The sequence below is a fragment of the Micromonospora sp. NPDC050276 genome (genome assembly GCF_044459545.1).
Lineage (GTDB): Bacteria > Actinomycetota > Actinomycetes > Mycobacteriales > Micromonosporaceae > Micromonospora.
The window spans coordinates 10,011-22,452 of record NZ_JBITJA010000009.1 but is presented as its reverse complement, the minus strand read 5'-3'; the positions used below and the strand labels follow the sequence as shown (position 1 = coordinate 22,452).

The following is a 12,442-nucleotide window of genomic DNA, read 5'->3' as shown; positions in this document are numbered from 1 at the left end:
CACGCCTCGGGTGTCCGGGTTCGGTCATGGCCCAAGAATGAGCCGGCACACCGGCCTCGACAAATTCGGTGGACCGGTGCCCGCCGGTCGCCGCGGGGCGCGACGCTCGCCGGTACCGGGGAGTGGCGCGAGAGGGTGACCGGGATCTCCGACCGGTTGCCCGCCTCCGGCTTGGGAGGCCAGTGGCGTGCCGGCACCACCGTGGCCGGCGATGGCAGTGGGACGGCCGGTCCGGCCGGCGCGAGGACACCGCCGACCGGACCGGTCCTGCTCAGCGCAACGGGGTCGGCGACACCGTCGGTCGGCCCGGCACACCGGGCGGGCCCAGCGAACTCGACGGGCTCGGTGAGGCGGTCGGTCCGGCCGGCGCACCCGGTGCCCCCGGCTTGCCTGGCACGCCGGGCGGAGCCAACGGGGTCGGCGAGACCGTCGGCCGTTCCGGTACGCCGGGCGGGCCCGGCGGATTCGCGTCCGCGCCACCGGGGCTGGGCTCGACCGTGGGCACCGTGGTGGGCGCGGACGGGGTGGGCACGGGTGGGCTGGGCACGGCCGCCGGGCCGGCCGGGCTGGGCACGGCCGGCGGAGGCTCGTCCGAGCCGGTCGCGGCCAGGGCGAGTGGCGTGGCGATCAGGATCGCCGCCAGCGTGCTCACCGCCCCCACCGTCACCGTGGCGCGGCGTCGGTTGCGCACCCGCCGTTCCGCTCGGCTCAACTGGTCATGCACGATCGGTGCCTCCTCGGCCAGGTCGGTGAGGGTGGAGCGGATGAGGTGCTCGAAGGGTTCGGTCATCGCCGTACCTCCAGCCTGTCGACGTCCGGCAGCAGGTCGCGTAGTCGCTTCACCGCTCGATGGGTACGGCTGCGTACGGTCCCCACCGAGCAGCCCAGCAACTCGGCCACCCGGGCTTCGGGCAGGTCCTCGTAGTAGCGGAGGACCACCACCGCACGCTGTGTCGGTGGCAGGTGACGCAGCGCGGCCCGCATCGCCAACCGCACGTCGGTGCCGCCGCTCGGGTCACCGCCGACCGGTTCGTCGGCCGGGTTGAGCGGTGTCTCCCGCCACCGGCGGAGTCGCCGCCACCAGCTGATCTGCTCGCGGTACATCACCACCCGCAGATAGCCCTCGGGATCGGCGTGCCGAATGGTTCCCCACTTCGGGATGGTCCGCGCCAACGCCGACTGGAACAGGTCCTCAGCGGCGTTGCGGTCCCCGGTCAGCAGGTACGCGACCCGCATCAGCGCCGGAGTCCGGCTGCCCACGAACTCGGCCAGCCGCGCGCGCTCGTCCTCGTCCACCCACCACCCCCGTTTCGTTGTCACAGATACAGACGTCCCAGGTCATCGTCGCTATCCACGATCGGCGGGGTTTTTCGGCCCGAAAAGTGTCGGTCGTGCCGGGTAGCGTCCGGCCACCAACTGAAGAAGGGGTGCGGCGGATGACGAGCGTGGCGGGTTGGGCGGCGGCGTCGACACCGGGCGCGTTCCCGCCATTACCCCGCGCGGTGGCGCAGTCCCTCTTCCGCCGGATGCGGGCCGTCGCGCCGGCCGCCGTGGGCGCCATCGAACGGGACCGGGCGGGCGACCCCGAGCGGGTCTTCGCCGACACGGCCTGCGGCCGACTGGTCGGCTCGCTCGACGACGCGGGCGTGCGGGCGCTCGGGATGTGGACGCACCACTGGTGCATGCGCTTCTACGACGACGACACCCGCGTCGGCCGGCGGCTCGTTCGCGAGATCGCCGCTCGGTCGGGGTTGGGCTGGACGGCCGACGAGGTGCGTTGGATGCTGCGCGAGTCGGCCTCGGCCGGCCCGGCCGCCGCCGACCGGTTTACCCTGCCCCGTGCCGCCGCCGCGCAACTGCCCCCGGCCGACCGCCCGCCCCCGGGTCACTGGCCCGAGGTCGAGGTGCCCCGCCAACGGCGACCGGACCAGCCTGGTTGATCATGGGGATGACCGGGTGTTCGACCTCGACCCGCGGGCGGCGGTCGAACACCCCGGATTGAGCGGGCGGACGGCCGGCGCTGCGGCAGGATGGACGCCGCACCGCCCCGACGGAAGGACGCCCGATGCCCGCCAGCGACCCGACCATCATCGCCACCAGCATGGGCTTCTCTCGGGGTGACCGGGGGCCCTACGACATGCGCCCCAGCCCCCTCTTCGAGTTGGCGGCCGAGCTGGCCGAGGCCGGCCCGCAGCCGCGGGTCTGCTACCTCGGGCAGGCCGTCGGTGACCAGCCCACCTCGTTGACCGCCGTCTACGGCGCGTTCGCCGGCACCCGGTTCCGGCTGTCGCACCTCGCGCTGTTCCCGATGCCGAACGTCGAGGACGTCCGCGCTCACCTGCTCGGCCAGGACGTGATCTGGGTCGGCGGTGGCAGTGTGGCCAACCTGGTCGCCGTGTGGCGGGTGCACGGGCTCGACGAGATCCTGCACGAGTGCTGGCAGGCCGGCGTGGTGCTGGCCGGTGTCTCGGCCGGCTCGATCTGCTGGCATGTCGGCGGTGCCACCGACAGCTTCGGCCCGCGGCTGCGGGGCTTCACCGAGGGCCTGGCCTGGTTGCCGTACGGCAACGGGGTGCACTACGACAGCGAGGGCCAGCGCCGCCCGCTCATGCACGAGCTGGTCGGCAACGGCACCCTCCCCACCAGCCACTGCACCGACGACGGTGTCGGCCTGGTCTACCGGGGCACCCGGCTGGTCGAGGCAATCGCGGACCGCGAGGGCGTCTCGGCGTACGAGGTCAGCCGTGGCGCGGACGGCAGCGTCCGGGAGGCGGTCATCGCCCCACGCCTGCTCGGCTGAGCGTCACGCCTCCTCGGCCGCCTGTCGGCGGCGCAGCACCGCGTCGAAGACCAGGGCCAGCTCGGCGGCGTCCTCCCCGGCGTGGTGCGTGTGCGGCACGTCGTGCAGGCCCAGCTGGTGCTTGATCGTGCCCTTGCGGGTCTGGACCCACTCGTTGCCGGTCATCCCCATCCAGTAGCTGCGCAGATCGACGCCGGAGCCGGTCGCACCGAACGGGCTGTGTCCGACGAAGCGGACGAAGTACCAGTGCACGAACATGCCGTCCCAGACGGCCGGGGCGGCGAGGAAGACCGGACGGCCGATTCGGCGCAGCCCGTTGACCCAGGCCGCCGCGGCGGACATCGCCTCCTGCGCGGTGGGTGCCTCCCGCAGCAGACGATCACGGTCCAAGCCCGAGACGGCCAGTGCCGCCGGGACGAACTCGTCGGAGATGGGACGCAGCTCGGTGTAGAAGGTCAGGTCCGGGCGGCCGGCCACGGCCATGCCCAGCGAGATCATGCTGAACGGCCCGGGGATCGGCCCGTCCGCCTCCACGTCGACGGCGATGTACAGCTCGGGCAAGTTCGAGGTCATCCCACCTCCAGCAGCGGCACGTCGAACCGGGAGGGTAGCAACACCGGCCCGGCCGGGACCGGCGTAAGCTGGCCCGTCGTGAGTCTCACCATCGGCATCGTCGGCCTGCCCAACGTCGGCAAGAGCACGCTTTTCAACGCGTTGACCAAGAACGACGTGCTGGCGGCGAACTACCCGTTCGCCACCATCGAACCCAACGTCGGCGTGGTCGGGCTGCCCGACGAGCGGCTGGGCAAGCTGGCCGAGATCTTCTCCTCGCAGAAGGTTCTGCCGGCGCCGGTGTCGTTCGTCGACATCGCCGGCCTGGTCCGTGGCGCGTCGAAGGGGCAGGGCCGGGGCAACGCCTTCCTGGCCAACATCCGGGACGCCTCGGCGATCTGCCAGGTCGTCCGGGCCTTCTCCGACCCGAACGTGGTGCACGTCGACGGCAAGGTCTCCCCGGCCGACGACATCGAGACGATCAACACTGAGCTGATCCTCGCCGACCTGCAGACCCTGGACAAGGCGCTGCCCCGGTTGGAGAAGGAGGCCAAGCTCCGCAAGGACCGGGCCGCCGCGGTCGCCGCCGCGAAGGCCGCGATCGAGGTACTCGACGGTGGCACCACCCTCTACTCCGGGGCCGCCGCCGCCAAGATCGAGCTGGAGCACCTGCGCGAGCTGCACCTGCTCACCACCAAGCCGTTCCTGTACGTCTTCAACGTCGACGAGGCCGAGTTGGCCAACGAGACGTTCCTCGACGAGCTGCGCGCCCTGGTCGCCCCCGCCGAGGCCATCTTCATGGACGCCAAGATCGAGTCTGAGCTGGTGGACCTGCCCGAGGAGGAGGCCCGCGAGCTGCTGGAGTCGATCGGGCAGAACGAGCCCGGCCTCAACCAGCTCGTCCGGGTCGGCTTCCGCACCCTCGGCCTCCAGACGTACCTCACGGCCGGCCCCAAGGAAGCGCGCGCCTGGACCGTCCCGATCGGCGCCACCGCGCCGGAGGCCGCGGGTGTGATCCACAGCGACTTCCAGCGCGGCTTCATCAAGGCCGAGGTGGTCTCGTACCACGACCTGGTCGAGCACGGTTCGATGGCGGCGGCCAAGGCGGCGGGCAAGGTCCGCATCGAGGGCAAGGAGTACGTCATGCAGGACGGCGACGTGGTGGAGTTCCGCTTCAACGTCTAGGTGGGCCGCGTTCGTGCAGGTCACGGGCTATGTCATGCCTCCTTGGTCCGCAGGGAGTCCGCAGACCGTTCGGCGCGACCCAGCGTTTCGGTCATCAGAGCGGCCGTCGCCTTGCGGGTCCGATCTTCGGCGGTCGGCCACAGATGGCTGTAGGTCTTCAGGGTCACAGTGGCGCTGGCGTGGCCGAGCGCCCGCTGGACGGTTACGACGTCACAGCCCTGCGCGATGAGGCCGGACGCGTAGTAGTGACGTAGGTCGTGCAGCGTGAAGCCGGTGACCCCGGCGTCTCGGCAGGTCTTGCGCCACCAGTAGCCGACGGTGTTCTGGTGCGGCGGGTCGCCGGGCTTGCCCTCGAAGAGCCAGCGCCGGGGGTCCGTGCCCTCTCGGTGCTTGGCGACGTGCCGCGACAGGACCTCGACCAGCGCCGGCGCGAGGAACACGGTTCGCTCGCTGCCGTACTTCGGTGGTGAGATCACCACTGTGCCGCCCGGGCCGCGTTGGACTTGTCGCTTCACCTGGAGGCTGCGGCCGAGGAAGTTGACGTCGCCCACCTGCACGCCGGATGCCTCACCGAGGCGCAGTCCGGCGAACGCGGCCAGGGCGATGAAGGCTACGAACCGAGGGCTGGCGACGTCCAGTAGGGCTCGAACCTGCGCGGGAGTGGGTAGCTCCATCGCCGCTTCGGCCCGGCGAACTCGCGGCAGGGTTACGCCCTCGCTCGGATCCGCCACGATGACCCGGTCGCGGACTGCAGCACGCAGCACCGCGCGGACGTTGTTGAAGCGCGTCTTGATGGTGCTCGGCGCCAACCCTCGCGATCTGCCCTCGCCGCGGTCGGCGGTCTGCATGGCCTTCACCCACTGCTCCACGTGCGAGCGGCGCAGTGCCCGCAGCTCGACGGTGGCGAAGGTGACTGACCTGGCGGCGAGCCTCATGGCCTTGTCGGTGCCGGACGTCCACACCTGCCGGGCCGCCCACTCATCGAAATAGCGTGCGAAGGTCACCTTGCCGGCCTTGGGGTCGACGTACTGGCCGGTGATGATCGCGGCTGTCTTCTCGTCCAGCCAATGCTGCGCGTCGACCTTGCGGACGAAGTGCTTCGAGTGTTCCTTGCCGGCCTCGTCGCGGTACCGGGCGCGGTACTTGCCGTCGGGGCGCTTCTGAATGCTAGCCATTCGCTTGGCCTTCGGCGCCGCCGGCGAGCTGCCGCAGCACTGCGGTGCTGCCCATCTCGTACTCCCGGACTGCCGCCTCCAGGTGACTGCCGGGGTCGAGTTCGCGTTCCCTCTGGGTCCGGAAGTTCGTCGCTTCGACCTTGCGGCGGAGCGTCTCTTGGTGCTGTAGCGGGTCAGGATCCGACCAGAAATAGGTGTAGCCAGGGCGGTCGCCGCTGGGACTGACCCATGCTCGTGTCATGAAGGGCTCCTTGGTGCTGTGCAGGCCAGCCGGCTTCGGGGCGCACGTCATCGCCCCGGATTCGCCTACGGCGAGCGGGTTGAGGACAGTGGATGTCGCCCCGGCGGCCGGACAGAGCCGCGGGTTGAAGAGGGGTGCGGAGTCGCCGTCGACGTCTGAGGTGCGCTACGGCTCGTCGGGTAGGGGTTATCGCCTCATGACCAAGTCGCAGGTCACGAGTGGCTTTGTGAGAAGCGGTGAGCGGCTGTTCGGGGTGTTACCCCAGCCGGTCGAGAAAGCCGTCGATCATCGTGATGAGTTCGTCAGCGGGGACGCCGTTGGTGGCTGCGGTGCGGACCTCGCCGAGTACCTCGCGAACCTGCTGGCGGGTCTTGCGGCGGATCTCGTCGCTGTCGGCGAAGAAGCCGTCGAACGCGGCCTGCGCCCTGGTCAGGAACTCGTCGCGCAGCTGTTGCGGGACTCTGCCCTCGGACGGTCCGAGTGACCCGGCCGCGACCGCCTCGTAGTGCGTCGTGTCGGTACCGTTGAGCGCTTCCTCGCCGCGCATCCACCGCAGCAACCGGGTCGCGTCGACCACCACGCCGGGCGCGACCTGCACCTGTTGGTCGGTGCCGGGAACCAGCAACGCCTCCGGTGGGACATCCAGCGCGTAGGCGAAGCGCATCAGCTCGTCGACCGTGACCGGAGTCCGGCGGCGGCCCGCCTCGATGTTCATCAACACCGTCGTCGACATCGCTGGGTCGCCGTACAGCTCAGCAGCTTTGTCCGGGTTCAGCCGGCGCTTCTTCCGGATCTCCTTGAGGCGCAGACGTACCACCTCACCCGGCGTTGCCTCGCCGAGCTGCTCACTTGTCATGTTCGTAAGTTTTACTCGCCCTGTTGACAAGTTGCAAGCCCTGCGGCCATATTACTTCCCCACCCCATAAGTGATCCTCGATTACTTACCGATGAGGCAAGTGAGTGGACGATGCGAGAAGAGCTGAACGGCATGTTGACCCACGACGAAGCAGCCCGATACCTGGGCATCCAGCCCCAGACCTTGTACTACATGAACTACAGGGGCAACGGGCCCAAGTCGTACAAGGTCGGAAAGTACCGCCGCTACCGCAGGCGCGACATCGACGCGTGGCTCGAAGCGAACAGCTCCGAACGCTGACACCCCAACCGCCGCCACCCCAGCCTGTTCGGAGCGAGCCCCGCATGACCACCGGCACCAACTTCGCACTGTTCTATGTCGACGACTCTGGTAGCGAAGCCCACGGCTTGGCCACGTTCAGCTGGATCCGCATTGACCCGGCGTACTGGGCCGACGCTACCCAGCGATGGCTTCACTTCCGCGCTGCGGCCTACCGCCGCCACGGCATCCCCGCCGACACCCGGCTGCACGCAACCGAACTCGCCGGCGGCCGAGGAACCTGGGCGCCAACTCCTGCCATCAGGAGCAGGCGCGAAGGCCTCACCGTCATTCACGACGGGCTGAACGCAATCGCAGCTCTGCCCGGCATCACGCTTGGCAGCGTCTACCGCCGCACCAACGCTCGCGGACGCGACTTCGAACGCGACAAGCAAGACCTCTACCGCCGCATGATCGCGAGACTCGACGCAGAGCTACGGGAGGTTGCCGCCTTCGGCGCCGTCGTCATCGACGGCGACGGCACCAACGCTGGCTACAACCGTGGGCACCGCCGCCTCGACAACGGTCGTGCCCTCATTGAGGACCCCTTTTTTCGGCACGCGAGCACGAGCCAATGGGTTCAGATCGCCGATCTCGCGGCATGGACCGGGTACCGGTCTCTCCGTCCTGCCGGACGGGGAGACACGAGCACCACGTGGTACGCCCAAATCCTGCGGCACCTTGACAGGGACGGGGGGCCGATTGAACTCTGAACGCTCGGCACCTATTGCGGCTATCCCAAGTGGATGCGCGTGCGAATAAATTGATCAGTGCGGGACTTGCGGATCAAGATGGTTGCCCGCGCCGTTGGCGGCCCGTAGTGGCGCGGGCGCAGGAGCAGCATCCGCCCCCGACGCAAGCGGTGTCATAGCCCCCACTCGCGGTGACCCCTATGGAAGCGCAACGTCGATACCCCTCCTCACCTTGGCCGGTTGGGGGCTTGACGCCGGTAGGCGGGGGAGGAGCGTCGCTCCTCGCCCAGCGCCGAACGGGCCTGTCGGCGCTGGGCGAATTCAGCCCGCGTTGACAGGGTCGCACGATTCGATCAGATCGTTCAGAACGGGTCCACTTCGGCGGGCGACCGGAAAGCCCTTGCGCGTGCGGGGACGACGCCTAAACATCATCACGCTCGTGATCCTCACCCCGAAAACCCACACGGGTGCGGGGACGATTCGGCCGGTGCACGGTCCGGGCAGGTGGCCGCGGGAAGACCCCAGCGCGTGCGGGGACGATCGGCCGCCAGACGGGTCGGTGGTGTAATGAATCGGAAGGCCCCGCGCGTGTGGGGACGACCAGCACATCCCGCCCCTGCTCAACTCGGCGCAGGAAAGACCCCCGCGTGTGCGGGGACGACAGGGCTGTCTCGGTGTAGTCGTGCCACCAGCTCGGATGACCCCCGCGAGTGTGGGGACGACGGCTCGGCGTAGCAGTGGCACTGGTTGTGGTACGGAAAACCCCCGCTCCTGCGAGGACGACCGAAACAGACCGGGGTGGTTCCCGGTGACCCGGGAAGACCCCCGCGCGTGCGGTGACAACGCCTCCCAGCCGGGCCGGTGCAACCGGTGCGACGGAAGACCCCGCGCGTGCGGGGACGACCAGGTGGCACCGTCTCCGGCGCCCTCGATTCAGGGAAGACCCCCGCGCGTGCTGGGACGACAAGGTCATGGTCTCGTTGCGGATGGCGGCGATGGGAGGACCCCCGCGCGTGCGGGGACGACGCCGCCGACATCTTCGCGCAGTACATGACGTCGGGAAGACCCCCGCGCGCGGGGACGACCTCACCGGACGCCACCACAGCGTTGTACGCGCCGGAAGACCCCCGAGAGTGCGGGGACGACCACCCACGTCGACCATGTTTTCTGCCGGCCCTCGGAAGACCCCCGCGCGTCCGGGGGCGACGTGCTCGCCGGCGGCGCCATCGAACCACGGCGGGGAAGACCCCCGCGCGTGCGGGGACGACTCGATGGTGGTCTTGACGGCCGCGCGGACCTGCGGAAGAACCCCCGCGCGTGCGGGGACGACGACGGTGGAGGGCTCGCGCAGATCGCCGACACGGGAAGACCCCGCGCGTGCGGGGACGACTCCGTCAGCAACGCAACAGCGTCCGCGCGGGTCGGAAGACCCCCGCTCGTGCGGGGACGACTCGCGTTCGCAGCCGCAGGTCGGGCAGACGTGCGGAAGACCCCCGCGCGTGCGGGGACGACCGTGACTACCGGCTAGTACAGCTGGGGCACAGGGAAGACCCCCCGCGCGTGCGGGGACGACGCGCCGACCATGCACACCGCCAGGTCCACCAACGGAAGACCCCCGCGCGTGCGGGGACGACACCTACAACGCCACTCCGCTGGATCATCGCGGCGGAAGACCCCCGCGTGCGGGGACGACGCTTCCCAGTGGCAGTCCGTCATGTGCACGGTGGGAAGAACCCCTCGCGTGCGGGGACGACGCTCCGACTACACCCGGAATGAGTCGCTGTTCGAGGAAGACCCCCGCGCGTGCGGGACGACTGCGAGCAGCCCGAGCAGTGCAGCCCGGTGCACCGAAGACCCCCGCGCGTGCGGGGACGACCCAGCGCGTCCGCGTCGGCCTTGGTGAACGCCTGAAGACCCCCGCGCGTGCGGGGACGACACGTCGCCAATCGTCAGCCGGTCGGTGATCGCCGGAAGACCCCCGCGCGTGCGGGGACGACAAGGTGCGCAGCATCAGCGACAGCTCCGCGGCAGGAAGACCCCCGCGCGTGCGGGGACGACTCACCTTGAGACGCCAAGCGGGGAAGTAAGGAAGACCCCCGCGCGTGCGGGGACGACCGCTCGGGCCGCATGGCGGCCGGGCTGGTGCCGGGAAGACCCCCGCGCGTGCGGGGACGACCACCCGGCGTCGATCAGCGGGTACCAGGGCTGCGGAAGACCCCCGCGCGTGCGGGGACGACTCGACCGCGAACTGGTGGGACAGCTCGTCGTACGGAAGACCCCCGCGCGTGCGGGGACGACCTGGTAGGGGACGGTGGTGAGGGCGGCGACGGGGGAAGACCCCCGCGCGTGCGGGGACGACTACACGACCAACGTCTACCCGCAGCGCGCCGAAGGAAGACCCCCGCGCGTGCGGGGACGACACTTCTCCACGGTGTTCATCGGTGGTGCCTCATGGAAGACCCCCGCGCGTGCGGGGACGACGCGCCCGGGTACCTCGGGTGGCGGCGCGACGAGGGAAGACCCCCGCGCGTGCGGGGACGACCAGCCCGACCCTCGGGTGAGACCAAGATCTGCGGGAAGACCCCCGCGCGTGCGGGGACGACCTCGACTGCGGTGCTCACTGTGTGCCCTCCAAGGGAAGACCCCCGCGCGTGCGGGGACGACGCCTCCAAGAGCGGCAGGTGCTCGTCCTCCCACGGAAGACCCCCGCGCGTGCGGGGACGACGCCGCCATGCTGCCTGTGCGCCGGGCGTACCACGGAAGACCCCCGCGCGTGCGGGGACGACCGCACGAAGGTCGCCGTGCCGCGCGGAGCCGAGGGAAGACCCCCGCGCGTGCGGGGACGACCTTCGATCCGAAGACGGTGACGTTGGAGCAGGTGGAAGACCCCCGCGCGTGTCGGGGACGACGCCCACAACCGCTGGTAGCCCGACCGGGTGGCCGGAAGACCCCCGCGCGTGCGGGGACGACGCGATGACGGTGACGTGCCTGGTGATGATCGCGGGAAGACCCCCGCGCGTGCGGGGACGACGAGGAGGTCGTCCAGGGCGTCGACCGCAGCCTCGGAAGACCCCCGCGCGTGCGGGGACGACGGCGCGGTCCCACGCGAGCGCGGCCCGGTCGTCGGAAGACCCCCGCGCGTGCGGGGACGACGAGAAGCGGGAGGCCATCGAGTTGGCCAACCGGGGAAGACCCCCGCGCGTGCGGGGACGACCGACCGGGCAGCGTTGCTCGCGGCTGGGCGCGCGGAAGACCCCCGCGCGTGCGGGGACGACGGGGACAGCCGGGACGAGGTGCGCGCCCGGGACGGAAGACCCCCGCGCGTGCGGGGACGACTTCGACACCACATGCGCATACCCCTCGGTGACCGGAAGACCCCCGCGCGTGCGGGGACGACTCCTTCTCGTCGACCTCCGTCTGTAGCTCGATCGGAAGACCCCCGCGCGTGCGGGGACGACGAGATGCCACCGGACCTGTCCAACTCGGTGATCGGAAGACCCCCGCGCGTGCGGGGACGACTTGAGCGCTCGAAGCGTCCGCAGCCTCTCCAACGGAAGACCCCCGCGCGTGCGGGGACGACCTGGTCGAGATGGTGGTACCGGTCAGGATGTTGGGAAGACCCCCGCGCGTGCGGGGACGACATGACGCTGCTCGGTGAGCGCGAGCGCGGCAGCGGAAGACCCCCGCGCGTGCGGGGACGACGACCACGACGGCGCGGAGGGCGTTGTACATGCGGGAAGACCCCCGCGCGTGCGGGGACGACCTCCCGGTCGGCCTCGGCGAACTCGGCGTGCAGGGAAGACCCCCGCGCGTGCGGGGACGACCCGGAGGGTGCGGCTGGTTGGGCGAAGGTGTGGGGAAGACCCCCGCGCGTGCGGGGACGACCATGGTGATCGGGTCGAGGGCCATGCTGGTCACGGAAGACCCCCGCGCGTGCGGGGACGACGGCACGGTGCGCACCCGCTCCCCACTGGTGTGCGGAAGACCCCCGCGCGTGCGGGGACGACCGCTTGGCGATCATGGAAGGGGTGAGCAGCGTGGGAAGACCCCCGCGCGTGCGGGGACGACATGCCGACGCTGGTCAACACCTTCGAGACCGCAGGAAGACCCCCGCGCGTGCGGGGACGACGTGCGGCGTGGGAGGTCGCCCCCGATGCTGATGGGAAGACCCCCGCGCGTGCGGGGACGACATGCCGACGCTGGTCAACACCTTCGAGACCGCAGGAAGACCCCCGCGCGTGCGGGGACGACGTGCGGCGTGGGAGGTCGCCCCCGATGCTGATGGGAAGACCCCCGCGCGTGCGGGGACGACGCGAGCAGGCGAAGGTGGACTCCCCGGACTGGAGGAAGACCCCCGCGCGTGCGGGGACGACCCCTCGACGTCCCGAAACCCGCCGGCCGGGACAGGAAGACCCCCGCGCGTGCGGGGACGACCGTCGCCGCCCGCCTCTCGGCCCGGGTCCCCGCGGAAGACCCCCGCGCGTGCGGGGACGACCCCGTCGTTGATCCCGGCGCGGGCGAAGAGGTCGGAAGACCCCCGCGCGTGCGGGGACGACGTGCGGCGTGGGAGGTCGCCCCCGATGCTGATGGGAAGACCCCCGCGCGTGCGGGGACGACGCGAGC

The 12,442-nt window shown here is 70.8% G+C and carries 11 protein-coding genes and 1 CRISPR repeat array; of the genes, 5 read left to right on the top strand and 6 right to left on the bottom strand.

Translation table 11 applies throughout. The features are described 5' to 3' along the window. Positions 1-271: 271 nt before the first annotated feature. Together ACIBF8_RS20820 and ACIBF8_RS20815 are read right to left on the bottom strand one after the other, a co-directional pair. Entirely contained in the window at positions 272-790 is a 519-nt protein-coding gene (locus tag ACIBF8_RS20820) for a hypothetical protein (RefSeq protein ID WP_396784951.1), read from the bottom strand. Continuing rightward, on the bottom strand, positions 787-1,296 hold the full coding sequence (locus tag ACIBF8_RS20815) for a SigE family RNA polymerase sigma factor (protein ID WP_091406289.1): 510 nt from the start codon (positions 1,294-1,296) through the stop codon (positions 787-789). Before ACIBF8_RS20815 ends, ACIBF8_RS20820 begins: the two co-directional genes overlap by 4 nt. 140 nt (positions 1,297-1,436) lie before the next feature. Between ACIBF8_RS20815 and ACIBF8_RS20810 the strand changes: the two genes are divergently transcribed. Both ACIBF8_RS20810 and ACIBF8_RS20805 read left to right on the top strand, forming a co-directional pair. Next, positions 1,437-1,940 carry a hypothetical protein gene (locus ACIBF8_RS20810; RefSeq protein WP_396784949.1) on the top strand — a complete coding sequence of 168 codons (504 nt, stop codon included), beginning with the start codon at positions 1,437-1,439 and terminating at the stop codon, positions 1,938-1,940. 125 nt (positions 1,941-2,065) lie between these two features. After that, positions 2,066-2,800, top strand: a complete 735-nt coding sequence (locus tag ACIBF8_RS20805; RefSeq protein WP_396784948.1) for a Type 1 glutamine amidotransferase-like domain-containing protein — start codon at positions 2,066-2,068, stop codon at positions 2,798-2,800. Positions 2,801-2,803: 3 nt separating this feature from the next. On the opposite strand, the gene ACIBF8_RS20800 is transcribed toward ACIBF8_RS20805, so the two are convergent. Beyond that, positions 2,804-3,373, bottom strand: coding sequence for an exonuclease (locus tag ACIBF8_RS20800; RefSeq protein WP_396784946.1), 570 nt, complete (start codon positions 3,371-3,373; stop codon positions 2,804-2,806). Between the two features lie 78 nt (positions 3,374-3,451). Between ACIBF8_RS20800 and ychF the strand changes: the two genes are divergently transcribed. Then, on the top strand, positions 3,452-4,537 hold the full coding sequence (ychF, locus tag ACIBF8_RS20795; RefSeq protein WP_396784944.1) for a redox-regulated ATPase YchF: 1,086 nt from the start codon (positions 3,452-3,454) through the stop codon (positions 4,535-4,537). 32 nt (positions 4,538-4,569) lie between these two features. Here ychF and ACIBF8_RS20790 read toward each other — a convergent pair whose 3' ends face one another. The 3 genes from ACIBF8_RS20790 to ACIBF8_RS20780 form a co-directional block, all read right to left on the bottom strand. Beyond that, a complete protein-coding gene (locus tag ACIBF8_RS20790; RefSeq protein WP_396784943.1) occupies positions 4,570-5,712 on the bottom strand; it encodes a tyrosine-type recombinase/integrase in 1,143 nt (380 codons plus the stop codon). Continuing rightward, positions 5,705-5,953, bottom strand: coding sequence for a hypothetical protein (locus ACIBF8_RS20785; RefSeq protein ID WP_396784942.1), 249 nt, complete (start codon positions 5,951-5,953; stop codon positions 5,705-5,707). Before ACIBF8_RS20785 ends, ACIBF8_RS20790 begins: the two co-directional genes overlap by 8 nt. Positions 5,954-6,209: 256 nt before the next feature. Further along, a complete protein-coding gene (locus ACIBF8_RS20780) occupies positions 6,210-6,809 on the bottom strand; it encodes a helix-turn-helix domain-containing protein (protein ID WP_396784940.1) in 600 nt (199 codons plus the stop codon). A 111-nt stretch (positions 6,810-6,920) separates the two neighbouring features. On the opposite strand from ACIBF8_RS20780, the gene ACIBF8_RS20775 reads away from it, so the two are divergent. Both ACIBF8_RS20775 and ACIBF8_RS20770 read left to right on the top strand, forming a co-directional pair. Next, complete coding sequence (locus ACIBF8_RS20775) at positions 6,921-7,109, top strand: helix-turn-helix transcriptional regulator (RefSeq protein WP_396784938.1); 189 nt, start codon at positions 6,921-6,923, stop codon at positions 7,107-7,109. A 44-nt stretch (positions 7,110-7,153) separates the two neighbouring features. Further along, positions 7,154-7,840, top strand: coding sequence for a DUF3800 domain-containing protein (locus ACIBF8_RS20770; protein WP_396784936.1), 687 nt, complete (start codon positions 7,154-7,156; stop codon positions 7,838-7,840). A gap of 370 nt (positions 7,841-8,210) precedes the next feature. Then, positions 8,211-12,436: a CRISPR direct-repeat array (repeat unit 28 nt; unit sequence GGAAGACCCCCGCGCGTGCGGGGACGAC). Positions 12,437-12,442: the final 6 nt, after the last annotated feature.